A 26,559-nucleotide genomic window follows, 5' to 3' on the forward strand; every position below is an offset into this window, starting at 1 on the left:
CTTGTCTACAAAATTTAAACCGGACAGTAGTGGGACAGGCCCGAGGATGACGTTGGAGTGTTTGGTGAGGGTCGTTATCAACTTCCATGTCATAGACGTTGTCCGGAAATTTAAACCGAACAGCCGTGGGACAGGCCAGAGAATGACGAACGGTGGGGAATTACTGCGGTACAGGCGTCGCGACCGGCTTCTGGTTTTCGGCAAGCGCCCGCAGTTCCGCGACGCGGCGTTTGTATTCGGCTTCTGAAATCTGGCCGTTGCGGCGTGCGGCGCCGAGGCGCGAGAGGTTCGATTCCATGGTGGAGGCCTCGTCGTCGCCCATCTGGGTGCCGGCGGCAGTCATCGGCGTCCCAAAGGTCGGATAGGTGCCGGTATCGCGTCTCTGGCTCACCGCATTGTCGCTGACGGGGCGCGGACCGACGATTTCGGCTGTCGGGCGGCGCATATGGGCGGGCGCGACGATCGGTTCCGGAGCCTTGCAGGCGGCGAGCGTGGTGACGAGCATGACGCCGGAGAGCGAAAGAACGGCGATTCTTGCGGTGTTTTCCGCATATGTTCCCCATGTGCCCATCTGCTTGCCCATCGTCATGTTCCGCCTGTAAGGATATCTGCCAATATCGAATTCGACTGCGGTTCGGTCCTTTGCGGCCTCCCCTTGCTGGTGGAACTTGTATTCGTTTTCATGCAGAATGTGCAAACACAAATTTGGTGGAGGACGGCGCATGGCGGGTGTTGACGGCGGGCTTAAGAAAAAGGGTGGCAAAACGCCCGGTTTCGACGCCAAAGCCGCCGAGGCTTACCTGATCCGCGACCCGGAAACCTTCGCGGTCAACATCGCCCGCGCGCTCGAGAATCTCGGCAAGGCGGCGTCCGAATGGCTGGCGCCGCGCGAGCGCGGTGAAATTCCGCAGGCCAGCGCCGATCCGGTGACCGATCTCGTCAAGACCCTGTCCGATGTCGCCGAATACTGGATGGCGGAGCCGAAACGTTCCATCGAAGCACAGACCCACCTGCTTTCCAGCTATTACGATCTCTGGGCGAAATCGGTAGCGCAGTTTTCCGAGGATGCCGATTCTCCCTCGGCAAAGGCTGCCGAGACCGGTCCTGCGGAGCGTAAAAACAGGCGGTTTGCCGATGCGGACTGGCAGGAAAATCCGTTTTTCGATTTTCTGCTGAAAGCCTATCAGACCACCGTCGGTTTTGCCGACCGAATGGTGACGGAGGCCGAAGGGCTGGACGAGCACACCCGCACCAAGGCGCTGTTTTACATGCGGCAGGTGACGGAAGCCCTCTCGCCAGCCAATTTCGTCTTCACCAATCCGCAGGTCTTCCGCGAGACGGTCGCATCCAGCGGCGCCAATCTCGTCAAGGGCATGGCGCAGCTTGCCGAAGATGTTGCAGCCGGCCATGGCCACCTGAAATTGCGCCAGACCGATTACAGCAAATTCGTCATCGGCCAGAATATCGCCATCACATCAGGCAAGGTGGTCGCCAGAAGCCCGCTCTGCGAAATCATCCATTACGTGCCGACGACGAAAAAGGTCTTCAAAAGGCCGCTGCTCATCGTGCCGCCATGGATCAACAAATTCTACATTCTCGATCTCAACCCGCAGAAATCCTTCGTCAAATGGTGCCTCGACCAAGGCCACAGCGTTTTCATGGTCTCGTGGATCAACCCGGACGCCCGGCTGGCCGACAAGGGCTGGGAGGACTATATCCGCGAAGGCATCGATTTCGCCCTCGACACGATCGAGGAGCGAACCGGCGAAAAGGAGATCAATGCGATCGGTTATTGCGTCGGCGGCACGCTTTTATCCGCAGCGCTGGCTTTGCACGCGCAGGAAGGCAACGAGCGTATCCGCAGCGCCACGCTGCTCGCCGCCCAGACGGATTTCGTGCATGCGGGCGATCTCAAGGTCTTCATCGACGAGGGCCAGCTTGCAGCGCTCGACAGACACATGAAGGCCGTCGGTTATCTCGACGGCTCGATCATGGCCACCGTCTTCAACATGCTGCGCGCTTCCGATCTCATCTGGCCCTATGTGGTCGATAATTACCTGCGCGGCACGGAACCCCTGCCCTTCGATCTCCTCTACTGGAATTCCGATTCGACGCGGGTGACCGCCGCCTGCCATTCCTTCTATCTGCGCAATTGTTATCTCGAGAACAATCTCGCGCGCGGGCTGATGCGGGTAGCCGAAAAGAGGATCAACCTCGGCGATATCACAATCCCGGTCTACGATCTCGCCACCCGCGACGACCATATCGCACCCGCCAAATCGGTTTTCACCGGAGCGGCGCTGTTCGGCGGCCCGGTGGAATTCGTGCTTGGCGCTTCCGGCCACATAGCGGGCGTCGTCAACCCGCCGGAACCCGAAAAATACCAATATTGGACAGGCGCATCACCATCCGGAGACTTCGATGCCTGGCAGGCCTCCGCCACCGCCCATAAGGGTTCCTGGTGGGTGCACTGGCAAAACTGGATCGAAGCCAAGGATGATGAGAAGGTGAAGGCGAGAGCCCCGGGCAGCGGCAAGCGCGCCATACTCGGCGATGCGCCCGGAACCTATGTTCTCTCCTGACGAAATTCGTTCGCCATTCCTCACACCTTTCAGGCCACATGTTCTTCACGCCTCCCCTCGTTCCCGCGACGCTGATCGCCCGCTACAAGCGTTTCCTCTTCGATGCCGTTCTGGAGGATGGCACGGCGATTACCGGCTCCTGCCCCAATACCGGCTCGATGCGCGGGCTGACCGCGCCGGGTTCACGCATCTGGCTGTCCGAACATGACAGCCCGACCCGAAAGTACCGGCACATGCTGGAAATGGTCGAGGCCGATGGCACCGTGGTCGGCATCAATACCGGCATGCCCAACCGGCTCACGGAAGAAGCCATCCTCAACGGCCGCATCCCGCCACTGACGGGCTATTCAACGATCCGGCGCGAGCAGAAATACGGCCGCAACTCCCGCATCGATTTCCTGCTTTCGCAAATCGGGCGGCCGGATGCCTATGTCGAGGTGAAGAACGTGCATTTCATGCGCGAGAAGGGTCTGGCCGAATTCCCTGATACCACCACCAAGCGCGGCGCCAAACATCTGGAGGAGCTGGGCGACGCGGTGGAGGCCGGGCACCGGGCGGTGATGCTTTACCTCATCCAGCGCGACGATTGCGACCGGCTGCGCATCTGCGACGATCTCGATCCGGTCTATGCGCTGGCGTTCAATCGGGCCATGGCACGCGGCGTGGAGGCCTATGCGGTGAAATGCACCGTCTCCCCGGCACAAATTTCGGTCAGCGGAACGGTTGCGATGGACGAATGGCGTCCGGCTGTTTTATGAACAGAGATGTAAAAAGACAGAAAGCACTATCATGGTCACCTATATCGACGCAGCCTCCGCCCCCTTGAAGAATACCGGCGTCATCCGCCTTTACACCGCGGAAGATTTTGACGGTATGCGCAAGGCGTGCCAGCTGACGGCGCGTTGCCTCGATGAGCTGGCGGCAATCGTCCGGCCGGGCGTGACAACGGATGCCATAGACCGTTTCGTGTTCGAGTTCGGCGCCGACCATGGCGCGCTGCCGGCAACGCTGAACTATCGCGGTTATACGAAATCCGTCTGCACCTCGATCAACCATGTGGTCTGCCACGGCATTCCGGATGAAAAACCGCTGCGCGAGGGCGATATCGTCAATATCGACGTGACCTATGTGTTGGACGGCTGGCACGGCGATTCGAGCCGCATGTATCCCGTCGGCCAGATCAAGCGCGCCGCCGAGCGCCTCATGGAAGTGACCTATGAGTGCCTGATGCGCGGCATCGCGGTGGTGAAGCCAGGTGCGCGCACCGGCGCGATCGGCGCGGCGATACAGGCCTATGCCGAGGCGGAGCGTTGCTCGGTGGTGCGCGATTTCTGCGGCCACGGCGTCGGACGCCTGTTCCATGACACGCCGAATATCCTGCATTACGGCCGCCCGGACGAAGGTCCGGAAATCCGCGAGGGCATGATCTTCACCATCGAGCCGATGATCAATCTCGGCAAGCCGCATGTGAAGGTGCTCTCCGACGGCTGGACGGCGGTGACGCGTGATCGCTCGCTTTCCGCGCAATACGAACATGCGGTCGGCGTCACGGCCACCGGCTGCGAAATCTTCACGCTGTCGCCGGGCGGATTCGATCGTCCGGGCCTGCCGCCACCAGCATAAGGCCAGACCGCCCATGGCAAAACGCCCCGCCCCGCCTTCCGCCGATCTTTCCTCGACTTCCGGCTTTCAGGCGGGAAAGGGCGATCTTTTCGACGGTGAGGACGAACGCGGTTTTTTTTCCGAACCGAGAAGTGCTGCGAAAAAGACTGCGGAACGGCCCGCAGCCATTGCGGAGCCGGAAGCGGAAACCGCCCATTATCATGGCCACCGGGACCGGCTGCGGACACGTTATCGCGACGGCGGCGATGCCGCTCTTGCCGATTACGAATTGCTGGAACTTCTGCTTTTCCGGCTGATCCCGAGGCGCGATACCAAACCCATCGCCAAGGCCCTGATCGCCCGCTTCGGAACCTTGGGCGGCGTGCTCGGCGCGCCCCTGCCCTTGTTGCAGGAAGTGAAAGGCGTGGGCGAAGCCGTGGCGTTCGATCTGAAGCTCGTCGCCTCCGTTTCCCAGCGCATGCTGAAAAGCGAAATCCGCAACAAGCAGGTTCTCGGCTCCTGGTCCTCTGTCATCGATTATTGCCACGCCGCCATGGCCCATGAAACGCGCGAACAGTTCCGCATCCTGTTCCTTGACAAGCGCAACGTCCTGATTGCCGACGAGGTGCAGGGCCAGGGAACCGTGGACCACACGCCGGTCTATCCGCGCGAGGTGGTGCGACGCGCGCTTGAGTTATCAGCTACAGCACTGATTTTAATTCATAATCACCCGAGTGGAGACCCCACCCCCTCGCGTGCGGATATCGAGATGACCAAAACCATCGTCGATACGGCAAAGGCGTTGGGGATTACGGTTCACGACCACATCATCATCGGCAAGGACGGTCACGCAAGCTTCAAAGGGCTTCGGCTGCTCTGAAATCGACTTGCGCCGACGCGAAGGTCTTCCCCCGCCTGCAACCCATAAGAGCGGCGTCAATACAAAATTAATACCTGTAAATTAGCATATCCGAAAATAATAATACAAGGCATCGAACCTTGATGCCTGAAAGAACGGGGGTGCTTTATGTTTAATGGAGTGCGTTTCTTTCGTGATCGATCCGGCTCGTCCGCTGTCGAGTTCGCCATCGTCGCACCGATATTCTTTCTCGTCCTGCTGACCATGATCGCCTACGGCATCTACCTGATGGCCGCCTATTCGGTACAGCAGATCGCCGCCGACGCGGCAAGAACGGCGGTCGCCGGGCTGAATACGACCGAGCGCCAGCAGCTCGCCCGGGATTTCATCACCAAAAGCGACCTAAGCTACGCCTTCATGGACAAGACGCGCTTCACGGTCGATGTCGCCACCGATCCCGCCAATGCCAACCAGTTCACGGTGAAGGTCGAATACGACGCCAGCGATCTGCCGATCTGGAGCCTCTACAGCTACACCCTGCCCGACACGGTCATCCGGCGTTTTTCAACCATTCGGATCGGAGGAGCATGACATGCAAACTATCTCTTCTTTGCTTCCCCGCTTCCTTATGGACCGCGGGGGCAACATCGCCATCTCGGCGGGCCTCACCGCGCCGCTTTTCATCGGCATATTGGCGCTCGGTGTCGATTATGGCTATCTGACCCTGCAAAAACGGCAATTGCAGCAGACAGCCGATCTTGCGGCCATATCGGCGGCGGCCAGTGCCGCCGACCCCGAAAAGGCGGTCCAGCAATATTTTGCGCTCAACGGCATGAACCTCGGGGTCAAGACACCAAACGGCCTGCTGACCGCGACCGGTCTTGAACCTTTCGACCCCTTGAACGAATTTGCCAAAAGCAACGGTTACGCCGAGGTCGTCAAAGGTCACTACGAGCCGGACGCGACCCTTCCTGTCGGCCAGCGTTTCGTCGAAAATGCCCTGCCCACCAATGCGATGAAAGTGAACATCGTCGAAAAGGGCCAGATATTCTTCGCCTCGGCCTTCACCACGCCACCCCGAGTTTCGGCGGCCGGAACTGCCTCATCGCAAAAGATCGCGGCATTTTCGGTGGGATCGCGACTGGCAAGCCTTGATGAAGGAATTTTGAACAGCCTGCTTGGCGGCCTGCTCGGCACCACGGTTTCGCTCAAACTCATGGACTACCAGGCGCTCCTCGCTGCGGATGTCAACGCGCTGCATGTCGTCGAAGCGCTGGCCATCGATCTCAACCTGACAGCTGGCACTTACAAGGATGTTCTGCAGACGGAAATCACCTACGGCAAGTTCCTGGATGCACTGACGAAGACCACCGGCCTGCAGCCGGCTGTCGTGAACATTCTGAACACGTTGGCGAAAACCGCCAACAAGAGCACCATCAAGATCAAGCTTGAGGAAATCCTCAATCTCGGCCCGTTCTCGGACAAGCTGATCGGTAGCGGCGAAAACCTCAAGGTCACCGCCGGCGTCTTCGATCTTCTCAACGCCGCCGCCGTGGCAGGCAATGGCGGCAACCAGCTGGCGCTCAACCTCAACGCCAATCTTCTCGGCCTCGCCTCGGTCAAGGCGACGCTCGCCGTCGGTGAGCCGCCCGTCGAGACGCCGTCGCTCGCCGTCGGCGGTCCAGGCACCGTGGTGCGCACTGCGCAAACCCGGCTGGCGGTCAGCGTCGTGGTCGACGGGCTTCAGGCCATTGCCGGCCTCAAGGTCAATATTCCGCTCTATGTGGAAGTCGCCCATGCCGAAGCGCGACTTGCGGACATTCGCTGCACTGGCGGCGGACAGGGAACCGTCGATGTCGAAGTCGTTCCCGGCGTTGCGGAAATCGCGCTCGGCAATGTCGATACCACGGCCTTCGCCAATTTCGGCCGGGACCCGCGTGTCACCAAGGCCGCAATCGTGGATTCGGCCCTGCTCGCCATCAATGGCAGCGCCCTCATCAACGCCACCAACATGACGAAGACCAAGCTGACCTTCACGCAGTCGGATATTACCCAGGCCAAGATCAAGAGTGTCTCCACCAAAGACACCGTTACCACTCTTGTCAGTTCACTGCTGAAGAACCTCAATCTGGATATCAGGATCCTCTTCCTCAATCTCGATCTGGGAGGCCTGGCGGGCATCCAGTCGGCGCTTGCCAACACGCTTGCGGTGGTCACGGCACCCGTCGATCAGCTGCTCTACAACGTGCTGCTGGTTCTCGGCGTCAAGATCGGTGAAGCCGATGTGCGGGTCACCGACGTTCGCTGCCAGCAGCCGGCACTGGTGCAATAATTCCATCATCGCCCACAAAAAAGCCGCCGGGCGATATCCCGGCGGCTTTTTATTTGATCGGCCCTTAAATCAGGCGGTGGCGATCGCCAGACGCTTCTCGTCCCGGCCGCTCTTCATGCGCTCGGACAGAAGGAAGGCCAGTTCCAGCGCCTGATCGGCGTTGAGACGCGGGTCGCAATGGGTGTGGTAACGGTCGGACAGCGAATCCGCCGTAACGGCACGGGCGCCACCGGTGCATTCAGTCACATCCTTGCCCGTCATCTCGATGTGGATGCCGCCCGGATGCGTACCTTCGGCGCGATGGATCTGGAAGAAGCTTTCGACTTCCGACAGGATCCGCTCGAACGGACGCGTCTTGTAATGGTTGAGCGTGATGGTGTTGCCATGCATCGGATCGCAAGACCAGACGACCTTGCGGCCCTCTTTCTCCACGGCACGGATGAGCTTGGGCAGGCTGTCCGCCACCTTGTCATGACCGAAACGGCAAATCAGCGTCAGGCGGCCCGCCTCGTTCGCCGGGTTCAGCGCATCGATCAGCTCGATCAGATTATCAGGCGTCAGCGACGGTCCGCACTTCAGACCGATCGGGTTCTTGATGCCACGGAAATACTCCACATGCGCATGGTCAAGCTGACGCGTGCGGTCACCGATCCAGATCATGTGGCCGGAGGTGGCATACCAGTCGCCGGAGGTCGAATCGATGCGGGTCAGTGCTTCTTCGTAACCAAGCAGCAGGGCCTCGTGGCTGGTGAAGAAATCGGTCTCGCGCAGGCTCGGATTGTTTTCCGCGCTGATGCCGATCGCCTGCATGAAGTTCATGGTTTCAGAGATGCGATCCGCAAGCTTGCGATAACGGTCCGCCTGCGGGCTGTCCTTGATGAAGCCGAGCATCCATTGGTGAACGTTTTCGAGGTTGGCGTAGCCACCCATCGCGAAAGCGCGCAGCAGGTTCAGCGTCGCCGCCGACTGACGGTAGGCGTCAAGCTGACGCTCCGGGTTCGGAATGCGCGAGGCCTCGTTGAATTCGATGCCGTTGATGATGTCACCACGATAGGACGGCAGCGTCACGCCATCAAGCACTTCCACGTTGGAAGAGCGCGGCTTGGCGAACTGGCCGGCAATGCGACCGACCTTCACCACCGGCAGCTGCGCACCATAGGTGAGCACGACGGCCATCTGCAGGAAAGCGCGGAAGAAGTCGCGGATATTGTCCGCGCCATGCTCCAGGAAGCTTTCGGCACAATCGCCACCCTGCAACAGGAAGGCGTTGCCTTCGGCCACATTGGCGAGCTGCTTTTTCAGGCGACGGGCTTCACCGGCAAAAACGAGCGGCGGATAGGTCGCAAGCGTGGCTTCCGTTGCCGCAAGCGCTGTCGCATCCGGATATTCAGGAACCTGCTGGATCGGTTTTTGCCGCCAACTGCCGGGTGTCCAATTCTGTGCCATGTTCTTAACCCTTTTCTCGCCCGCGCAGTGGCGCGCGACCGCCTCGAAAAATTGAGCGGCTTATAGCTCCAAGCATCGTCTTTGCATAGCCGATGTCAGGGGCATCCGGCCCATTCAGCCCGTTTTGGGCGCTCAACGCGCATAAAAGTGAATTCAAACGATTTAATAAACCCGCCACCACTCGGAAAACATCGGTTTTCGGGTGGTGGCGGGCAAATTCGGAGATGCGAATATCGTGCCTGCGAGAGTGCTACACGCGTTCGCCGTTCACCACGCGGTAGCTTGGCGAATACATCGTCACCAGTTCCTCGGCCGCCGTCGGGTGAACCGCCATGGTGCGATCGAAATCGTCCTTGGTGCAACCCGCCTTCAGCGTAATGCCGAGAAGCTGCGCCATCTCGCCCGCCTCGTGGCCGAGAATATGCACGCCGACGACGCGGCGGTCGGCGGCATTGACGATCAGCTTCATGATCATCTTTTCCGAACGGCCGGAAAGCGTCGCCTTCATCGGGCGGAATTGCGCGCGATAGACTTCCAGTTCCGGATATTTTTTGGCCGCTTCCTCTTCGGAAAGTCCAACCGTGCCGATTTCCGGCTGCGAGAACACCGCCGTGGCGATCAGCTCGTGGTCCGGCTTCGTCGGGTTGTTCTTGTATTCGGTTTCGATGAAGCACATGGCCTCGTGGATCGCCACGGGCGTCAACTGTACCCGGTTTGTGACGTCGCCCAGCGCGAAGATATTAGAGACGTTCGTGCGCGAATAGTCGTCGACGACGATCGCGCCGAGCGCATCCACCGCCACGCCGGCGTTTTCAAGGCCGAGACCTTTGGTGTTCGGATCGCGGCCGAGCGCCAGCATCACCAGGCCGACATGCAACGAACTGCCCCGCTTCGTGCGCGCCATGAAGCCGCCCGCGCCGTCCTTGCTGACCTCCTCGATGATGTCTTCCAGAACGATGCGAATGCCCTTGGCTTCCATGGCTTCATGCAGGCCTTTGCGCATGTCGTGATCGAAGCGCGAAAGGATTTCCTTGCCGCGATAGATCAGCGTCGTTTCGACGCCGAGCCCATGGAAGATATTGGCGAATTCCACGGCGATATAACCGCCGCCGGCGATCAGGATCGATTTCGGCAGTTCTTCCAGATGGAAGGCCTCGTTGGACGAGATCGTCAGCTCATGGCCGGGCAGCGCCTTGTGTTCGTTGGGCGTGCCGCCGACGGCAATGACGATGCGCTCGGCCGAAAAGGTCTCGCCCGTCTTCGTCAGCTTCACGGTATGCGCATCGACGAGTTCCGCGCGGCTGTCGAAAATATCGGCCTTGGCGTTGTCCAGGCCCTTGCGGTAAAGCCCCTCAAGACGCGTGATTTCCCTGTCTTTGGCCTCGATCAGCTTTTTCCAGTCGAACCGGCGCTCGCCGACGCTCCAGCCGAAACCCTCGGCATCCTCGAAATGTTCAGGGAATTGCGAGGCGTAAACGAACAGCTTCTTCGGCACGCAGCCGCGAATGACGCAGGTCCCACCGTACCGGTACTCTTCGGCGATGCCCACCCGCTTGCCGAGCGAGGCCGCCACGCGGGCGCTGCGAACGCCGCCCGAGCCGCCACCGATGACGAAAAGATCGTAGTCATAAGCTGTCATAGTCAAAACCCCTGATCAAAACCACATGCCATCGGCCTCAAGGCGGGCTGCGGCGCATTCATGGCACATATAGGTGCTGCGACGCACAAATGAAAAGCCCGACCTTGCGATCGGGCTTTGAATATTTCTGAACCTGAACAGGTCGACTTAAGGCTTGGGAGCCGGAGCGCCGCCCGTGGCGTTCTGATCGGCCGGAAGCGGCTTCAGATCGGCGCCTGCCACCTTCTGCAGCTCGGTCATGCTGGAGGTGTTGAGGTCACGATTGATACCGGCGGCCCAGATGTCGGCGGCCTTCATCAGCTCGCGCGTGGCAATCGGGCCATCCTTCAGAAGCTTCTTGCCAGCGTCGCTGCTGTAGAAGGCGGAAATGGCGTTCAGCTCTTCGACGGTGAAGGCGCGCGCATAGGTAAGTGCCGCCTCACGTTCCAGATCGGCGCGGCGCGACGCAAGCTCAAGCGCCTTGGCGTCGACGGTCGCGGTGATCGCGTCCTGCACGTTCGGAGACGCCTGAATGAGTTCGGCCTTCAGACGCTCCGCCAGACCCGGCAGGATGTCGTCAAAACGGTCGGTAACGCCAAGAGAGCCGATTGCCTGCCGTGCGGCAGCGATATGTGCTTCCGAAATTTCCTGAGCGCGTACGGCAGTACCGAACACGATGCCGGAAATGAGGATCGAAGCAGCGGCAGCTTTGCCCAGTCCCGCTAGTTTGATCATGAAAATCTCGCTCCTGTTATACTGCCTGCATCACGCGGGCGCCTTCAGGACCCGCGATGATGGCAAGCGATGCCAAATTTATGAAAAGTCCGTGCTCGACAACACCGGGAATCGTGTTCAGCTCGCGTGCAAGCGCTTCTGCATCAGGAATACGGCCAAAAGATGCGTCGAGAATGAGATGTCCGCCATCCGTCATGAAGACGCCGTCGCCCGACGAACGCATCGTCAGCGTGCCGGACAGGCCGGACCGCGCCGCCAGTTTTTCGATGGCGATCCGTGTCGCCACCTGGCCGAACGGGTTGATTTCGATGGGAAGCGGAAAGGCGCCAAGCGTTTCCACGACCTTGCTCTGGTCGGCGATGACGATCATGCGGGCGGATGCCGCCGCCACGATCTTTTCGCGCAGAAGCGCACCGCCGCCGCCCTTGACGAGCCGCAGCCCGTAATCCACCTCGTCCGCGCCATCGACGGTCAGGTCCAGTTCCGGTAATTCATCGAGGGATTTCAGCGGCACACCAAGCTCTACGCACAGACGCGCGGTACGCTCGGACGTCGGCACACCTTCGACCTTCAGACCGGCAGCGACCTTTTCCGCCAGAAGCCTGACGAATTCCTCTGCCGTCGAACCCGTGCCGATACCAAGCCGCATCCCGTCTTGCACATGGGACAATGCGGCCTCGGCGGCCTTGATCTTCATCTGGCGGGCATCCATGTGCCTGAAACTCCGGTAGCTTTGTCGTCGCCGTGCTGTTTACACGGGTCGAAAGCCAAACGAAAGCCTTTTTCAAGGCAACGAACAGAACGTTGCAGTGCGGTTGCAAAGCGAAAGCCGTTTGCCTAGGCTTGGCCGTAACGAACGTACCGACATCATCACCAGAAGCATTCTCCAAGAGGCCAGTTCCTTGACATCCCGCCCGCTCTCCCCGCTCGCCATCTTCGACCTCGACGGCACCCTGGTCGATACCGCGGCCGATCTCGTCTCGAGCCTCAACCACACCATCGCCGCCGCCGGCCTTGCCCCCGTCACCTATGACGACCTGACGCATCTCGTCGGCCAGGGCGCGCGCGTAATGATCAAGCGGGCCTTCGCGCTCAGGCAGGCGGAATTGCCGGAAGTCGAGCTGGAGCCGCTCTATGAGCGCTTCATCACCCATTATCGCGCGGAAATGCCCGGCGAAAGCCGCCCTTATCCCGGCATCGTCAGCACGCTGGATGCGCTCTCGGCCGCCGGCATCACGCTTGCCGTCTGCACCAACAAGACCGAAATCCTCGCGCTCCCGCTGCTCGAAAAACTGGATCTCACCAAATATTTCGCCGCCATCACCTGCGGCGACACCTTCGCCTTCCGCAAACCCGATGCGCGCCACATTCTCGGCACCATCGAAAAGGCTGGCGGCGACCCGCAGCGATCCATCATGGTCGGTGACAGCATCAACGATATTCTCGCCGCCAGAAACGCTGCCGTGCCATCGATCGGCGTCACTTTCGGTTATTCCGATGTGCCGATGACCGAACTCGAACCGGATGTCGTGATCGACGATTTCGTCGCCCTGACGCCGGCACTGTTCGAGCAGCTGATTGCCAAGGGCGCCGCTGCGGCCTGAAACGGTAGACCGGGCCAAAAAAGCGCCAGAGAACGGCGTTTCTCTCTGCCGTCATGCCGGACTAGATCCGGCATCCAGCTACGGCGCGTCTGCGGCGTGAAAAGTCTTCTTGCGATCAAAGACTTGATCGCACTAGACCCCGGCTCAAGGCCGGGGTGACGGAGTGCGGATGCTGCCCCATCAAACAAAAAAAGCGCCGTTTCCGGCGCTTTTTTCGATGAAATTTCTATCAGATAGACGCGGCCCGCGCCTTCGTCGTCACCTGAAATGCCTTTTGGACGTAGCTGTCGCGGTCATAGACGTCGTCGAAGAACTGCACCTTGCCGGCCTTGTCCGGCCAGGCGGTGAAATAGGCCACGTAGACCGGTATCTTCTCCGGCACCTGCACGGCGCGGTTCTTGCCGGATGCTATCTGTTCGTTGACCTTGTCGACGCTGGTTCCCAGAACGGCCGCTGCCATGCGGCGCGGATCGACCAGACGGATACAGCCATGGCTCAGCGCCCGCATGTCGCGGTTGAAGAAGCTCTTGGCCGGCGTGTCGTGCATGTAGATGGCATGTGCGTTGGGGAAGAGGATTTTCAGGTCGCCCAGCGCATTGTCGCTGCTCGGCGGCTGGCGCACCGAAATGGCATTGGTGGAGCCGTACCAGTTGACGCTGGAGGAAGAGACCGCACGGCCGCCCACCTGAACCTCGTAACCCATCCGGTCGAGATAGGACGGATCGCGGCGTAATTTCGGCAACATCTCGTTGACGATGATCGATTGCGGCACGCCCCAATAGGGGTTGAATTCGACAGTCTGGATCTCGTCCTGGAAGAAGTAGGTCTGGTTGGCCTTGGAGCCGACCACCACCTTCATGCCGAACTGTTCCTGGCCATCATTGTGGTAATAGGCCATGAAGGCGGGCTGGTTGATCAGGACGTAGCGTTGGCCGAGATCGGCCGGCAGCCAGCGGACCTGCTCCATCGCCACCTGCACCTTGGCGATCCGGGCATCGTTGCTTTCGCCGACCATGGCACGCACGGTGGCGCGGCCGATGACACCATCAGCCTTCAGGCCGTTTTCGCTCTGGAACGCCTTCACCAGATCGACGAGATCAGGCGTATAGTCCGGCGCCTGCTGATAGCCGGAAATGATGGCCGCATGCTCCACCTTGAAGGCGGGCGAGGCGCGATGTTCGATCGCCTTGACGACATTGGCCATTTCCGCGCTGCTGTTGCCGGGTTTCAGCACCAGATCGGCGGGAACGTTGACGGTATGGGCAGCATCGCCCTCACCGCGCAACCGCGCCAGCTCGGCCTTCAGCGCCAGATATTCGGCGCTCGAAGGTTCGCGGCTGCGCAGGTAAGCTGCAACATCGGGGCTGAGGCTCGCAAGCTTCAGCACGGATGCGAGGTTGACGGTCTTGCGCTTGAAATCATGGTAACCGGACAGCCGGTTCGGATCGACGCGGCCACGGACCGTATCCTGCACGTAAGCCAGAACCTTGGCGGAAAGTGCCAACTCGAACTGCATCTGCGCCCGCTGATAGGCGTCGGAGGTCGATACGGACGCCACTTCCACCGGCGTGCCGGACGCGTTCGCGCCAGCATTGATGCTGGCGGTTACATCCTTCGCCGGTGCGGAAATGCTGTAATCGGCCGGATCGAGGCCGCTTTCGCCAACCGTGTCGAAAAACGCAATGACAGCGTTCGCGCGCGCGGTCAGTTCACCTTCGGAAACCCAAAGCGTCTTGCCGCCGGCGCCGTAATAGGCCTCGAGAGCCTTGCCGATTTCGGGCGTGGCGCTGAATTTGAGATTGGCGAGACCTTCGCCGAAATTGGCGGTATTCACCGCACGGGCCGCATCCGCCTTGTAGTCGTAATAACGCGGGCCGGAGACACGCGGCAGAGGTTCGGGATCGGATGCATCGGCGCTCACGCTCGGTGCTGCCCTCGACGGCGAGGTAACAATACCGGCCGGCGGCAATTCACCGCGATCGCGCGCAACCTTGCCGGGTCCACCACGCAAAAGGTCCATCAGCGTTACCGCGCCGGCGCTGCCAGGCAGAGCGGTGGAAACGGAAAGACCGAGAGCCAGCACCAGCGCTGCCGATGTTTTTCCAGATGTGACTTGCAATTTGATCCTCGTAGCACCCAGCGCCGCCAACGAAGACGGAGCATCCAGTTTCATGCTTGTCTAGCCGATAGCCGGCCCGTTGAAAAGAAAACGCCCGAAGTCCGAAACAGATCGAAATGAACCTCATGATACGGCCAAAACCGTAAAAACGTAATTTCCAGAATTGGCGAGAATGGTTAAATTTCCATTTATTTCATCCACTTTGCCGTGGCCGAGCCACGTCGTTCCGCCCCATAAAACCCCAGTTTTTCAGCCTTTTATCGACGTAGTAAAAATGACACGCCAAGGTCTTTTTCTCCACCGGGCAAGATGCGCGCCCAAAACACCTTGTGAAGCGGGAAATATCTGCCCGGCAGGCCTCGCGACGCTTTCCTTGCCGGCGCGATGATTCTATATATCGGCGCGCGCAAGGCGGGCGAAGGTGCCGTTTTGGCGGAGGAAAACGAGTAAAAAGGCAAGACTGATGACAGCCACACGGACGGAAACCGATACATTTGGACCCATTGAAGTTCAGGCCGATCGCTATTGGGGCGCGCAGGCTCAGCGCTCGCTCGGCAACTTCAAGATCGGCTGGGAAAAGCAGCCCGCCTCTGTCGTTCGCGCGCTCGGCATCGTCAAGCAGGCAGCGGCCCGCGCCAACATGGCGCTTGCCAGCCTCGACCCCAAGGTCGGTGACGCCATCATCGCAGCCGCACAGGAAGTCATCGACGGCAAGCTGACAGAACATTTTCCGCTGGTCGTCTGGCAGACCGGCTCCGGCACCCAGTCCAACATGAACGCCAATGAGGTGATTTCGAACCGCGCAATCGAAATGCTCGGCGGCGAAATGGGCACCAAGAAGCCGGTTCACCCCAACGACCACGTCAATATGAGCCAGTCCTCGAACGACACCTACCCGACAGCGATGCATATCGCCTGCGTGGAAGAGATCGTTCACCACCTGCTGCCGGCCCTCAAGCACCTGCACAAGGCGCTGGAAGCCAAGGTCAAGCAGTTCGAGCACATCATCAAGATCGGCCGCACCCACACCCAGGATGCCACGCCGCTGACGCTCGGGCAGGAATTTTCCGGTTATGCCGCGCAGGTCGCCTCGGCCATCGCCAATATCGAACTCACCCTGCCCGCACTCTCCAAGCTCGCCCAGGGCGGCACGGCTGTTGGCACGGGTCTCAACGCCCCCATCGGTTTCGCCGAAAAGGTCGCCGACGAAATCTCCAAAATCACCGGCCTGCCCTTCGTAACCGCGCCGAACAAGTTCGAGGCGCTTGCCTCGCACGATTCCATGGTCTTCTCGCATGGCGCGATCAATGCAGCCGCCGCAGCGCTGTTCAAGATCGCCAACGACATCCGCTTCCTCGGCTCCGGCCCGCGCGCCGGTCTTGGCGAATTGTCGCTGCCGGAAAACGAACCCGGCTCGTCGATCATGCCGGGCAAGGTCAACCCGACCCAGTCCGAAGCGCTGACGCAGGTTTGCGCCCACATCTTCGGCAACAATGCAGCGCTCTCCTTCGCAGGTTCGCAGGGACACTTCGAACTGAACGTCTATAACCCGATGATGGCCTATAACTTCCTGCAATCGGTCCAGCTTCTGGGCGATGCCGCCGTCTCCTTCACCGACAATTGCGTCGTCGGTATCGAGGCACGCGAAGACAACATCCGGAAGGGCGTCGAGAACTCGCTGATGCTCGTTACCGCGCTCAACAGCAAGCTCGGCTACGACATCTGCGCCAAGATCGCCAAGACCGCACACAAGAACGGCACGACCCTGCGCGACGAGGCCGTCGGTGGCGGATACCTCACCAACGAGGAATTCGACCAGTATGTGCGCCCGGAGAATATGATCGGGCCGAAGTAAGCTGATCGGGGTTTATCGCTGGAATAGAGAACGGGCCTTCGGGCCCGTTTTTTGTTTCGCGCGCAAGAGAAGATTGCTCAAGTCCGGCATGAGGGAAAATGGCTGTTCGATTCCCCAATAAAAAAGGGCCGCAAAAGCGGCCCTCTTCGTATCATTCAAACCGTCAAACCAGCCGGCTCTGCTCCACCGCCGCTTCGACGAAGCTGGCAAACAGCGGATGCGGATCGAGCGGGCGGCTCTTCAGTTCAGGGTGATATTGCACACCGATGAACCAGGGATGGTCAGGATATTCCACCGTTTCCGGCAGGACGCCATCAGGAGACATGCCCGAGAAGACGAGGCCGCAATTTTCCAGCCGGTCCTTGTAGTCCACGTTCACCTCATAACGGTGGCGGTGGCGCTCGGAAATATCCGTGGTGCCGTAGATTTCGGCGATCTTGGTGTCTTTCTTCAGCGCCGCCTTGTAGGCGCCGAGACGCATGGTGCCGCCGAGATCGCCCTTGGTAGAGCGCTTCTCCAGCTCGTTGCCCTTCACCCATTCGGTCATCAGGCCAACGACGGGTTCCGCCGTCGGACCGAATTCCGTGGACGATGCATTTTCGATGCCGGCCAGATGACGGGCCGCTTCCACGACCGCCATCTGCATGCCGAAGCAGATGCCGAAATAGGGCACCTTGCGCTCGCGGGCAAACTGCGCCGCCATGATCTTGCCTTCGGAACCGCGCTCGCCGAAGCCGCCCGGCACGAGGATGCCGTTGACCTTTTCGAGATAGGGCGTCGGATCTTCCTTCTCGAAGACTTCCGATTCGATCCACTCCAGCTTGACCTTGACGCGATTGGCAAAGCCGCCGTGATGCAGCGCCTCGATCAGTGATTTATACGCATCCTTGAGGCCGGTATATTTACCGACGATCGCAATCGTTACCTCGCCTTCCGGCGTGCGGATGCGGTTGCAGACTTCTTCCCACTGTTCCAGACGCGGCTTCGGCGCAGGTTCGATACCGAAAGCGGCCAGCACTTCCGAATCGAGACCTTCATTGTGGTAAGCGATCGGAACGTCATAGATGTTTGCCACATCCAGCGCCTGAATGACGGCGGACGGACGCACGTTGCAGAACAGCGAAAGCTTGCGGCGTTCCGCTTCCGGGATTTCCCGGTCGGCGCGCACGAGCAGAATGTCGGGGTGAATGCCGAGCGCCTGCAATTCCTTCACGGAATGCTGGGTCGGCTTGGTCTTCAATTCACCGGCTGCCGGAATGTAAGGCATCAGCGTCAGGTGAACATAGATCGCAGTGCCGCGCGGCAGGTCATTGCCGAGCTGGCGGATCGCCTCCATGAACGGCATCGCCTCGATATCGCCAACCGTACCGCCGATTTCGCAGATGACGAAGTCGTAATCGTCATTGCCTTCGATCACGAAATCCTTGATCTCGTTGGTGACATGCGGAATGACCTGAACGGTCGCGCCGAGATAGTCGCCACGGCGTTCCTTGTCGATGATGTTCTTGTAGATGCGGCCGGTCGTGATGTTGTCGGTCTTGGTCGCGGAACGCCCCGTGAAGCGCTCATAGTGGCCAAGGTCGAGGTCCGTCTCGGCACCGTCATCCGTCACGAACACTTCGCCGTGCTGTGTCGGGCTCATGGTGCCGGGATCGACGTTCAGATAGGGGTCGAGTTTGCGAAGCCGCACCCGATAACCACGGGATTGCAGCAATGCTCCGAGTGCCGCGGCCGCGATGCCCTTACCTAGAGAGGAGACCACGCCGCCTGTGATGAATACATATCGCGCCATGGGATTCACCGGATACCTTTTTACCTCTGATTCCGCCAGCCCAAATTTCATGCTATTGCAAATTCGTTGTTGACGAATTGGCAGTGGGATGCGGCGAAATGCAAACAAAAGAAAACCGGCAGGCTTTTGGCCTGCCGGAGCGTTAAATCATAACCGGGCTTATTGACCGGTCGGAACTGCGTTCGGATCGGCGGGCTTCGCCGGTGCCGGGGCTGCCGCGCCGGGGGCGGCCGGAGCCGTCTGCGCGGGCGCCGCTGCGCCATTGTTGGTCGGAACGCCATTCTCAGCCGGAGCCGGCGTCTGTGCCGGACCGAGCGTGTCGAGAACGCCGTTGCCCTGACCCTGCGTCGCCGGAATGCGGTTCAGAATATCGGTCGGGCGTGATTCGTAGCGGGTCAGAAGACCAAGCCCGAGCGACGTCACGAAGAACAGCGCGGCAAGGATCGCCGTTGCGCGCGTCAGCGCATTGGCTGTTCCGCGCGCGGACATGAAGCCCGAACCGCCGCCAATGCCGAGGCCGCCGCCTTCGGAACGCTGGATCAGAACCACGCCGACAAGCGCCAGCACGATCATGAGGTGAATAACAATCAAAACGGTCTGCATGACAATCCATTCCATGCCCCGCGCGGAGCACTACAAAGAAGGTTTCGCGGCTCTTTACATGAGGCGAAGGCTTATTCCAAGCCCCTTTCCCGCCTCTATGGCAGGAAAGCTTGTCTCAAGCCGTCAGTTGCTCGTATGCCGCATAGATGGAAAGGAAGTCGGAGGCTTTCAAGCTCGCGCCGCCGATCAGTGCGCCGTCGACATTATCGACGCCCATCAGCTCCAGCGCATTGGCGGGCTTCACCGAGCCGCCGTAAAGAATACGCATGGTCTTGCCTTCGCCGCCGAAGCGCTTGACCAGTTCGTCGCGCATGAAGGCATGCGCCTCGCGCACATTTTCCGTGGTCGGTGTCAGACCCGTGCCGATCGCCCAGACCGGCTCATAGGCAATGACGGTGTTTTCGGCGGTTGCCTCGTCCGGCAGGGAGCCGGCGAGCTGGCGCTTGAGGATATCGAGCGTCTGGCCCGCCTTGCGCTCATCCGCCGTCTCGCCGATGCAGACGATGGCGATAAGATCGGCCTCATGGGCGGCGACGGCCTTGGCGCGGACCAGATGATCCGTCTCGGCATGGTCGGTGCGGCGCTCGGAATGGCCGACGATGACATGGGTGCCGAAGCAATCCGCAATCATCTCGGCGGAAATGTCGCCCGTATGCGCGCCGGAAACATTCTGATGGCAATCCTGCCCGCCGATCATCAACGGGCTGTCGTCGCACAGCGCGGTTGCCACATAGAGCAGCGTCGATGGCGGGCAGATCAGCGCATCCACCTTCTCGGAAAGCGCGCCCTTGACGCCCTCTGCCATGGCCTTGATCTGATCGAGCGACGAACGGGTACCGTTCATCTTCCAGTTTCCGGCTACAAGCGGTCGAACATTCGGCGTCATGCGTATCCCATTCCCTTTGTCTCGGCGACCGCTTGCGCGGACACCCCTTCCCTTAAGCCGCCTGGCGGCCCCTAATCGCGACAGAAACCCTGCCGGAAATCCCGGAATATTTCTTTAAACGGAGCCGGTAACAAATGGTACAAAAAAGCGGCCAGAAGGTTCAAAACGGCGGTCAATTTCGCGAAATTCGCCAGCGCAGACCCAAATCGAAGCCTTAGCGGCTCAAAATCCAGTTCAAAACCGCCCGCCAGTCGGTCATGCGCACCGGCGTTCCATGGCTGCCGGTCTCAAAAAGCGTGAAGCGCGCCGGCTCGCCAGCCTTCAGCATCGCTCGGAAGATCGTCGCCTGCTGGTCGGCGGAATAGACCTTGTCGGCGCTGCCATGGGTGAACCACACCGGTTTCTTCGCCTTGGCAAAGGCACTCTTCGGAAAATCGGGATCGACCGCGCCGCCAAGGATCGCCATACCCCTGAGATTGTCGACGGTGGCCTTGTCGCGGCTGATGCTGTAGCAGATGAAGCTGCCCATGGAGGCGCAGGCCAACACCACCGGCTTGCCGCCGGATTTGCGGGCTGCATCGGCAATCAGCGCAGCGATATCGGCAACGCCATTGGCATCGAAGGACCGCACGCTTGGCACATAATAGGTTCCGCCATTGGCGACGGCGAGATTTTTCAGCCGGTTGAAATTGCCGCTGAACGTATAGTCGTTCATGCCGAGCCGCCGGTCACCGCCACGCCCGTGAATGAAGATCACCGTGAAGGCCTGACCGGAAGACGGCCCGACGCGGCCCACCTCGAGCGCCCTGCCCTCCACGGATATTGTTTCCAGTGCCTGCGCCTTCTTTGGCGCCATATCCACATATTGCCGCTTCACCCGGCGCTCCGGCACCTCGTCGCGGCCGTTAATGTCGCGCATCTCCTGATAGTCGATCACCTCCGATGCACCGCCATCAGCAGTGGAAAGCACCGTCTGGCTGGAAAAAAGCTCGTCCTTGAATGGCCGTAACGGCCCGTCAGCCGCCCCGGCACCGCCCGGCATCACCGCAACAGTCAGACAGAAAAGAGTACAAAACGTGAAATGAGCTGTGGACATGACTTGGTTAACCGTTCATTCGTGGCAGTGAGACTTGCCATTGCAAGGACGGCAGCGCAATCCTCCTGTTGCGAAACCCTGACATAGTCGTGGCATAGGGTGCGCCGCATTCGGCCACACGCCTTACACGTTTGGCAGTATAATCGCCCCTATTGGCATACTGATTCGCTTGGCAAAATTCTGACGACACGCTTTTTTTGAACCTTGGACATGATGGACGATAGCAACGATCTCTTCTCCGGTCTTCCGGTGGCACCCAACAGCGAAACGGAAACGAACGAGGACACGGTCAAACCCGTGAAGGCCCCGTCAACCGTTCCCGCCAACGTGAACGTGCAGCCGAAACCCGCAGCCGTTGCGGCCGTCACGACGCCTCCACCGCCATCGCCCGTGTCTCCTTCCGGTGACGAATACGGCGCCTCGTCGATCCGCGTGCTCGAAGGGCTGGAGCCGGTGCGCATGCGGCCCGGCATGTATATTGGCGGCACCGACGAGAAGGCGCTGCACCACCTTTTCGCCGAAGTCATCGACAACTCCATGGACGAGGCGGTCGCCGGCCACGCCAATTTCATCGAGGTCCATCTCGATACCGAAGGTTTCCTGACGGTGACCGACAACGGCCGCGGCATTCCGGTGGAAAACCATCCGCAGGTTCCGGGCAAGTCGACACTCGAAGTCATCATGACCAAGCTGCATGCCGGCGGCAAGTTCGACGGCAAGGCCTACGAGACCTCCGGCGGCCTGCACGGCGTCGGCGTTTCCGTGGTCAACGCGCTGTCCGATCTTCTGGAAGTGGAAGTCGCCCGTAACCGCAAGCTTTACCGCCAGCGCTTCTCGCGCGGCGCGCCGATCGGCGGTCTGGAAGAGCTCGGCGACGTGCACAACCGTCGCGGCACCCGCGTGCGGTTCCACCCCGATCCGCAGATCTTCGGCGATCACGCGAGATTCGAGCCCGCGCGCATCTTCCGCATGGCCCGGTCCAAGGCCTATCTCTTCGGCGGCGTCGAAATCCGCTGGAGCTGCGATCCGGGCATGGTGCCGGCCGACGGCGAAATTCCCGAAAAGGCCGTGTTCCATTTCCCCGGTGGCCTGAAGGATTATCTGGCGGCGACTCTCGGCAAGGAATTCACCGTCACCCGCGAGATTTTCTCGGGCCGAACGGAAAAGACCGGCGGCCATGGCGCACTGGAATGGGCCGTGACCTGGTATGGCGGCGACACGCAGATCCATTCCTATTGCAACACCATTCCCACCACCGAAGGCGGCACGCATGAGGCCGGTTTCCGCATCGCGCTCACCAAGGGGCTGAAGAACTATGCGGAACTGACCCAGAACAAGCGCGCCAAGGAAATCACCACCGATGACGTGATGATCTCGGCGGCCGGCATGCTCTCGGTCTTCATTCGCGAGCCGGAATTCGTCGGCCAGACCAAAGACAAGCTCGCAACCGTCGAAGCCCAGCGCATCGTCGAAAACGCGCTGCGCGATCCCTTCGACCATTATCTTACCGGCAATCCGGGCGAAGCGGCCAAGCTGCTGGACTGGGTGATAGAGCGCGCGGAAGAACGCCTGCGCCGCCGCAAGGAAAAGGAAGTCAACCGCAAGACAGCGGTGCGCAAACTGCGCCTGCCGGGCAAGCTGGCGGACTGCTCCCAGAACACGGCTGAGAATGCCGAGCTTTTCATTGTCGAGGGCGACTCGGCTGGCGGTTCGGCCAAGCAGGCGCGCAACCGCGCCAATCAGGCCATTCTGCCGCTGCGCGGCAAGATCCTCAACGTCGGCAGCGCCAGCCGCGAAAAACTCTCCGCCAACCAGCAGATCGCCGATCTTATCCAGGCGCTCGGCTGCGGCACGCGCACGAAATACCGCGAAGAGGATTTGCGTTACGAGCGCATCATCATCATGACCGATGCCGATGTCGATGGCGCCCACATCGCCTCGTTGCTCATCACCTTTTTCTATCAGGAAATGCCGGAACTCATTCGCGGCAACCACCTTTTCCTCGCCGTGCCGCCGCTTTACGTCATCCGCCAGGGCGCAAAATCCGCCTATGCCCGCGATGACGCCCACCGCGCGGAATTGATGGAAACCATGTTCAAGGGCAAGAAGGTCGAAATCGGCCGCTTCAAAGGCCTCGGCGAGATGATGGCCGCGCAGCTGAAGGAAACCACCATGGATCCCGGCAAGCGCACCCTGCTGCGCGTCGAGATCGACGACGTGGATTTCGAAGGCACCCGCGAAGCGGTGGACAATCTGATGGGCACCAAGGCGGACGCCCGCTTCCGTTTCATTCAGGAACGTGCGGCATTCGCGGATAATCTGGATATCTGATTATACCTCCCGACCGCCAAGCGCGGCCGGGACATTTTAGCTCATGCCGCCACATCCTCGCGAACATCCAGAATGCGGTCGATCAACCCCCATTCCAGCGCCTCTTGCACCGTCATGAAACGGTCGCGGTCCATCGCCATCTCGAACTCGTCGTAGTCGCGATTGCAATGCTCGGCATAGAGCCGCGTCATACGGTGCTTTGTCTGCCTGATTTCCTCGGCATGGATGAGCATATCCGACGCCTGGCCCTGAAAGCCGCCGGATGGCTGGTGAATGAGGATACTGGCATTGGGCAATGCCGCCCGCGTGCCCGGTTCGCCCGCCATCAGCAGGAACGACCCCATCGAACGGGCGGTACCCATGCACAGCGTATGAACCGGCGCGCGGATATAGCGCATGGTGTCATACATTGCGAAACCGCTGGTCACGACACCACCAGGGGAATTGATGTAGAGATGGATCGGCTTTTTCGGGTTTTCCGCTTCAAGAAACAGCAATTGCGCGCAGACCAGCGCGGAAACCGTGTCGTTGACCTCACCATTGAGAAAGATGATCCTTTCCCGCAGCAGGCGGGAATAGATGTCGAAAGATCTTTCTCCCCTTGCGGATTGTTCGACTACCATAGGGACGAGTTGCATCGCTTCGCGCATTGGCGAACTCCTGTCGTTTGAGAATGTCGGGAAATTTAGCGGATCAGGCGGCGAGCTTGACCGGCGAACCGTTATGGTTTGCGGCAGCTTTTGTCATCCGGCCGGGACCGGTAATGGGCAACTCATGAATGACCCGCAGGCTGGTGCCGCCCCGGGTATTCGACGCGATCCTGAAGGTGACGGTGCTTTCCAGAAATGGCGGAACATCCTCGCGCAGCCTGTAGCAAACCTCCTGCCCGGGCGTGACGTTGATCGCCTCGGCTTCGGCCAAAGCCTCCTTCGGCAACCAGTGTTCGCGATACGCCGGAATGCTGATCGCGCGCCAGACCTTTTGCGGCGGCTCGTCGAGATCATATTCAAGCTCGATACCGTGTCTCGGCGCTGCGGGCGTTTGCCTGTTCATTGGTCCATATCCTTCAGCAAGAGCTTGAGAGCATCGATGCGCTGTGGCCAATAGGCGCGGTATTTGCCGAGCCACGCCGCAATCCGTGTCAGCCCGTCCGGATCGACCTCATAATTGACGAAACGGCCCTGCCGCCTTTCAACCACCAGCCCCGCACCCCGCAACACCGCAAGATGCTGCGACATCGCCGGCTGGCTGATTTCGATACCTTCGCGCAAGGAGGAGGCATTCATGGCGCCACCCGCCAGTTTCTCGAAAATCGCACGTCGCGTCGGATCGGCCAGCGCCCGGAAAATATCATTCTCTGTCATGACGACACATAAGCACACACTTATACGATTCGCAAGCGCCTCCCTCCGGCATTCGTGTCGCAAGCCGGATTTTCGCAAATCCACGCTCTCTTGTGTCACGAACGCTTTATGCCCTCGCACGTTCTCACCCGGCCTGATAATCTTCAGGCGGGAGTGATCAAAACAAGTGACTGCATTTACGGTCTTTATAACTATTGTGCTGCTGGTCCTCGGATCGAGCCTGTTTGTTGTCATCGGCAAGCAGCGGGAAAAAGCCATTCCCAAGCGTCCCTCAACCGCCCTGCCCGTTGCCGAGGATGCCACCAGGCTCGATCGGCACTGGCAGTCGATAAGGAACGGCTGGAACGAGAAAAACGCGCTCTGCCTGCTGCATTCCAACCTTGATGCCTTTGCGGTGCGGGTGGCGGCGGCACGGGCGGCGGGGCGCAGCCTCGATCTGATGTATTACATGTGGAATGCTGACCTTACCGGGCGGCTGATGATGCGCGAGGTCATTGCCGCAGCGGACCGCGGCGTGCGCGTGCGGCTGCTGCTGGACGATCTCGGCGTTTCCATCTCCGACCGCATCTTCCATGCGATCGACAGCCATCCCAATATCGAACTGCGGCTGTTCAACCCCACCAGGGCGCGGGAAAACATCCTGTATCGAGGCATCGAACTCGTGCTGCGCTTCCGAAGCGTCAACCGGCGCATGCACAACAAGGCGTGGATCGCCGACGGACGCGCCGTCATCGTCGGAGGCCGCAATATTGGCGATGCCTATTTCGATGCCGCCGAACGGACGAATTTTCATGATTTCGACATTCTCGGTTTCGGCAGGATCGTTGCCGACGCCACCGAAATCTTCGACGATTACTGGAACAGCGCCGTTTCCGTCCCGGTGCGCTCGCTTCTGGCGCGCAGGCCGAGCAAGCTTGCCAGATTGCGGCGCGAGCTTGCCGCGCTGCCGAAAAGCGAGGCCGCCAAGCCCTATCTGGAGCGGGTCGAAAGCCAATATGGCAGCGGCCATTTCCTGATGTCGGATCGCCTGCACTGGGTCGATGAAGCGGACGTGCTTGCCGACCCGCCGGAAAAAGCGGCGGGAAAACGCCGGGACGGCTATAATTTCCTGATGGAGAGTCTGCTGCCGCTTCTGCAGGCCGCAAGTGACAGCCTGCACATCACTTCGCCCTATTTCATTCCCGGCAAACAGGGCGTGGATATTTTCTCACGCCTTGCCGAGCGCGGCGTGTCGGTCGCCGTCCTGACGAATTCGCTGGCCGCAACGGATGTGGCCGCCGTTCACGCCGGTTATGCCCGCTATCGAAAACCACTTTTGCTGGGCGGGGTGCGCCTGCACGAATTGCGCGCGCAGGCGGACCAGTCCAACTTCACCCTGCGCGGTTCGGGACAGGCGAGCCTGCACACCAAGGCCTTCACGCGCGATGGCAAGACCGGCTATATCGGCTCGCTCAATTTCGATCCGCGCTCCGCCTCGCTCAATACGGAAATGGGCGTCGTGTTCACCTCGGCCCCGCTGGTCGCCCGCATGGACGCGATATTCGCGCAAGAAATCCGCCGCCAGATGAGCTTCGAGCTGGATATGGACAGTGGCGATCGCCTCATCTGGATGACGGAAGAACAGGGCCGGCCGAAGATATACCGGCGCGAACCGGACGCCGCTATCGGCCGCCGGCTCGTCGCAGGCATCATGCGTCTCTTGCCGCTTGAATCGCAGCTTTGACGGACAACGATT

General features: G+C 60.2%; 23 protein-coding genes. 10 read left to right on the forward strand and 13 right to left on the reverse strand.

Features of this window, described 5'->3' with window-relative positions:
• Nucleotides 1–160: 160 nt before the first annotated feature.
• Entirely contained in the window at nt 161–583 is a 423-nt protein-coding gene (locus tag RS75_RS16795; protein WP_234704290.1) for a hypothetical protein, read from the reverse strand.
• 139 nt (nt 584–722) lie between these two features.
• Between RS75_RS16795 and RS75_RS16800 the strand changes: the two genes are divergently transcribed.
• The 6 genes from RS75_RS16800 to RS75_RS16825 all read left to right on the forward strand — a co-directional run bounded on the left by RS75_RS16800 (nt 723) and on the right by RS75_RS16825 (nt 7,375).
• Entirely contained in the window at nt 723–2,582 is a 1,860-nt protein-coding gene (locus tag RS75_RS16800) for a PHA/PHB synthase family protein (protein WP_045022351.1), read from the forward strand.
• 38 nt (nt 2,583–2,620) lie between these two features.
• Entirely contained in the window at nt 2,621–3,340 is a 720-nt protein-coding gene (sfsA, locus tag RS75_RS16805) for a DNA/RNA nuclease SfsA (RefSeq protein ID WP_045022353.1), read from the forward strand.
• Between the two features lie 31 nt (nt 3,341–3,371).
• Nucleotides 3,372–4,205 carry a type I methionyl aminopeptidase gene (map, locus tag RS75_RS16810; RefSeq protein WP_045022355.1) on the forward strand — a complete coding sequence of 278 codons (834 nt, stop codon included), beginning with the start codon at nt 3,372–3,374 and terminating at the stop codon, nt 4,203–4,205.
• Nucleotides 4,206–4,218: 13 nt separating this feature from the next.
• Entirely contained in the window at nt 4,219–5,064 is an 846-nt protein-coding gene (gene radC / locus RS75_RS16815; protein ID WP_045022357.1) for a RadC family protein, read from the forward strand.
• 147 nt (nt 5,065–5,211) lie between these two features.
• Nucleotides 5,212–5,634: a TadE/TadG family type IV pilus assembly protein gene (locus RS75_RS16820; protein WP_045022359.1), complete on the forward strand. Its 423-nt coding sequence runs from the start codon at nt 5,212–5,214 to the stop codon at nt 5,632–5,634.
• Between the two features lies 1 nt (nt 5,635).
• Nucleotides 5,636–7,375 carry a TadG family pilus assembly protein gene (locus RS75_RS16825; protein WP_045022361.1) on the forward strand — a complete coding sequence of 580 codons (1,740 nt, stop codon included), beginning with the start codon at nt 5,636–5,638 and terminating at the stop codon, nt 7,373–7,375.
• A gap of 69 nt (nt 7,376–7,444) precedes the next feature.
• On the opposite strand, the gene RS75_RS16830 is transcribed toward RS75_RS16825, so the two are convergent.
• The 4 genes from RS75_RS16830 to rpiA all read right to left on the reverse strand — a co-directional run bounded on the left by RS75_RS16830 (nt 7,445) and on the right by rpiA (nt 11,886).
• The gene (locus tag RS75_RS16830) at nt 7,445–8,821 is read right to left on the reverse strand and encodes a class II 3-deoxy-7-phosphoheptulonate synthase (protein WP_045022363.1); all 1,377 of its coding nucleotides are present in this window, start codon (nt 8,819–8,821) and stop codon (nt 7,445–7,447) included.
• 250 nt (nt 8,822–9,071) lie between these two features.
• Nucleotides 9,072–10,460 (reverse strand): glutathione-disulfide reductase, encoded by a 1,389-nt coding sequence (gene gor / locus RS75_RS16835; protein WP_045022365.1) that lies wholly within the window; start codon nt 10,458–10,460, stop codon nt 9,072–9,074.
• Nucleotides 10,461–10,607: 147 nt separating this feature from the next.
• Nucleotides 10,608–11,174 (reverse strand): DUF2059 domain-containing protein, encoded by a 567-nt coding sequence (locus RS75_RS16840; RefSeq protein ID WP_045022367.1) that lies wholly within the window; start codon nt 11,172–11,174, stop codon nt 10,608–10,610.
• 16 nt (nt 11,175–11,190) lie between these two features.
• Nucleotides 11,191–11,886: a ribose-5-phosphate isomerase RpiA gene (gene rpiA / locus RS75_RS16845; RefSeq protein WP_045022369.1), complete on the reverse strand. Its 696-nt coding sequence runs from the start codon at nt 11,884–11,886 to the stop codon at nt 11,191–11,193.
• Nucleotides 11,887–12,076: 190 nt separating this feature from the next.
• On the opposite strand from rpiA, the gene gph reads away from it, so the two are divergent.
• Nucleotides 12,077–12,778, forward strand: a complete 702-nt coding sequence (gene gph, locus RS75_RS16850) for a phosphoglycolate phosphatase (RefSeq protein ID WP_045022501.1) — start codon at nt 12,077–12,079, stop codon at nt 12,776–12,778.
• 229 nt (nt 12,779–13,007) lie between these two features.
• Here gph and RS75_RS16855 read toward each other — a convergent pair whose 3' ends face one another.
• Nucleotides 13,008–14,951 carry a L,D-transpeptidase family protein gene (locus RS75_RS16855; protein WP_084687041.1) on the reverse strand — a complete coding sequence of 648 codons (1,944 nt, stop codon included), beginning with the start codon at nt 14,949–14,951 and terminating at the stop codon, nt 13,008–13,010.
• A gap of 409 nt (nt 14,952–15,360) precedes the next feature.
• On the opposite strand from RS75_RS16855, the gene fumC reads away from it, so the two are divergent.
• Nucleotides 15,361–16,752 carry a class II fumarate hydratase gene (gene fumC / locus RS75_RS16860; RefSeq protein WP_045022373.1) on the forward strand — a complete coding sequence of 464 codons (1,392 nt, stop codon included), beginning with the start codon at nt 15,361–15,363 and terminating at the stop codon, nt 16,750–16,752.
• Between the two features lie 163 nt (nt 16,753–16,915).
• Here the strand turns inward: fumC and RS75_RS16865 are convergent, their stop codons facing one another.
• The 4 genes from RS75_RS16865 to RS75_RS16880 form a co-directional block, all read right to left on the reverse strand.
• A complete protein-coding gene (locus RS75_RS16865; protein WP_045022502.1) occupies nt 16,916–18,544 on the reverse strand; it encodes a CTP synthase in 1,629 nt (542 codons plus the stop codon).
• 159 nt (nt 18,545–18,703) lie between these two features.
• Nucleotides 18,704–19,147, reverse strand: a complete 444-nt coding sequence (gene secG, locus RS75_RS16870; RefSeq protein WP_084687051.1) for a preprotein translocase subunit SecG — start codon at nt 19,145–19,147, stop codon at nt 18,704–18,706.
• Nucleotides 19,148–19,262: 115 nt separating this feature from the next.
• Nucleotides 19,263–20,033, reverse strand: coding sequence for a triose-phosphate isomerase (tpiA, locus tag RS75_RS16875; protein ID WP_045022375.1), 771 nt, complete (start codon nt 20,031–20,033; stop codon nt 19,263–19,265).
• A 214-nt stretch (nt 20,034–20,247) separates the two neighbouring features.
• The gene (locus tag RS75_RS16880; RefSeq protein WP_045022376.1) at nt 20,248–21,129 is read right to left on the reverse strand and encodes an alpha/beta fold hydrolase; all 882 of its coding nucleotides are present in this window, start codon (nt 21,127–21,129) and stop codon (nt 20,248–20,250) included.
• A 210-nt stretch (nt 21,130–21,339) separates the two neighbouring features.
• Between RS75_RS16880 and parE the strand changes: the two genes are divergently transcribed.
• Nucleotides 21,340–23,460, forward strand: a complete 2,121-nt coding sequence (gene parE, locus RS75_RS16885; protein ID WP_045022377.1) for a DNA topoisomerase IV subunit B — start codon at nt 21,340–21,342, stop codon at nt 23,458–23,460.
• A 41-nt stretch (nt 23,461–23,501) separates the two neighbouring features.
• Here the strand turns inward: parE and RS75_RS16890 are convergent, their stop codons facing one another.
• From RS75_RS16890 to RS75_RS16900, 3 genes are read right to left on the reverse strand one after another with little or no spacing between them, the layout of a single operon-like run.
• Entirely contained in the window at nt 23,502–24,110 is a 609-nt protein-coding gene (locus RS75_RS16890) for an ATP-dependent Clp protease proteolytic subunit (protein WP_045022379.1), read from the reverse strand.
• A 43-nt stretch (nt 24,111–24,153) separates the two neighbouring features.
• Nucleotides 24,154–24,513, reverse strand: a complete 360-nt coding sequence (locus tag RS75_RS16895; protein WP_045022382.1) for an SRPBCC family protein — start codon at nt 24,511–24,513, stop codon at nt 24,154–24,156.
• Nucleotides 24,510–24,824: an ArsR/SmtB family transcription factor gene (locus RS75_RS16900; protein ID WP_045022383.1), complete on the reverse strand. Its 315-nt coding sequence runs from the start codon at nt 24,822–24,824 to the stop codon at nt 24,510–24,512. Before RS75_RS16900 ends, RS75_RS16895 begins: the two co-directional genes overlap by 4 nt.
• A gap of 166 nt (nt 24,825–24,990) precedes the next feature.
• Here RS75_RS16900 and RS75_RS16905 point away from each other — a divergent pair, with 166 nt between their 5' ends.
• Nucleotides 24,991–26,547 (forward strand): phospholipase D family protein, encoded by a 1,557-nt coding sequence (locus RS75_RS16905; RefSeq protein ID WP_045022384.1) that lies wholly within the window; start codon nt 24,991–24,993, stop codon nt 26,545–26,547.
• Nucleotides 26,548–26,559 lie beyond the last annotated feature (12 nt).

The organism is Rhizobium nepotum 39/7 (assembly GCF_000949865.1).
Classification (GTDB): Bacteria; Pseudomonadota; Alphaproteobacteria; order Rhizobiales; family Rhizobiaceae; genus Agrobacterium; species Agrobacterium nepotum.

Bases quoted from the DNA above. Each gene is read 5' to 3' on its own strand.
- RS75_RS16840 (WP_045022367.1), bottom strand. From the start codon at position 11,174: ATGATCAAACTAGCGGGACTGGGCAAAGCTGCCGCTGCTTCGATCCTC.
- RS75_RS16825 (WP_045022361.1), top strand. From the start codon at position 5,636: ATGCAAACTATCTCTTCTTTGCTTCCCCGCTTCCTTATGGACCGCGGG.
- RS75_RS16865 (WP_045022502.1), bottom strand. From the start codon at position 18,544: ATGGCGCGATATGTATTCATCACAGGCGGCGTGGTCTCCTCTCTAGGT.
- RS75_RS16900 (WP_045022383.1), bottom strand. From the start codon at position 24,824: ATGACAGAGAATGATATTTTCCGGGCGCTGGCCGATCCGACGCGACGT.
- tpiA (WP_045022375.1), bottom strand. From the start codon at position 20,033: ATGACGCCGAATGTTCGACCGCTTGTAGCCGGAAACTGGAAGATGAAC.
- rpiA (WP_045022369.1), bottom strand. From the start codon at position 11,886: ATGGATGCCCGCCAGATGAAGATCAAGGCCGCCGAGGCCGCATTGTCC.
- secG (WP_084687051.1), bottom strand. From the start codon at position 19,147: ATGCAGACCGTTTTGATTGTTATTCACCTCATGATCGTGCTGGCGCTT.
- radC (WP_045022357.1), top strand. From the start codon at position 4,219: ATGGCAAAACGCCCCGCCCCGCCTTCCGCCGATCTTTCCTCGACTTCC.
- RS75_RS16855 (WP_084687041.1), bottom strand. From the start codon at position 14,951: ATGAAACTGGATGCTCCGTCTTCGTTGGCGGCGCTGGGTGCTACGAGG.
- RS75_RS16895 (WP_045022382.1), bottom strand. From the start codon at position 24,513: ATGAACAGGCAAACGCCCGCAGCGCCGAGACACGGTATCGAGCTTGAA.
- RS75_RS16890 (WP_045022379.1), bottom strand. From the start codon at position 24,110: ATGCGCGAAGCGATGCAACTCGTCCCTATGGTAGTCGAACAATCCGCA.
- RS75_RS16880 (WP_045022376.1), bottom strand. From the start codon at position 21,129: ATGTCCACAGCTCATTTCACGTTTTGTACTCTTTTCTGTCTGACTGTT.
- map (WP_045022355.1), top strand. From the start codon at position 3,372: ATGGTCACCTATATCGACGCAGCCTCCGCCCCCTTGAAGAATACCGGC.
- parE (WP_045022377.1), top strand. From the start codon at position 21,340: ATGATGGACGATAGCAACGATCTCTTCTCCGGTCTTCCGGTGGCACCC.
- RS75_RS16820 (WP_045022359.1), top strand. From the start codon at position 5,212: ATGTTTAATGGAGTGCGTTTCTTTCGTGATCGATCCGGCTCGTCCGCT.
- sfsA (WP_045022353.1), top strand. From the start codon at position 2,621: ATGTTCTTCACGCCTCCCCTCGTTCCCGCGACGCTGATCGCCCGCTAC.
- RS75_RS16800 (WP_045022351.1), top strand. From the start codon at position 723: ATGGCGGGTGTTGACGGCGGGCTTAAGAAAAAGGGTGGCAAAACGCCC.
- RS75_RS16830 (WP_045022363.1), bottom strand. From the start codon at position 8,821: ATGGCACAGAATTGGACACCCGGCAGTTGGCGGCAAAAACCGATCCAG.
- RS75_RS16795 (WP_234704290.1), bottom strand. From the start codon at position 583: ATGGGCAAGCAGATGGGCACATGGGGAACATATGCGGAAAACACCGCA.
- gor (WP_045022365.1), bottom strand. From the start codon at position 10,460: ATGACAGCTTATGACTACGATCTTTTCGTCATCGGTGGCGGCTCGGGC.
- fumC (WP_045022373.1), top strand. From the start codon at position 15,361: ATGACAGCCACACGGACGGAAACCGATACATTTGGACCCATTGAAGTT.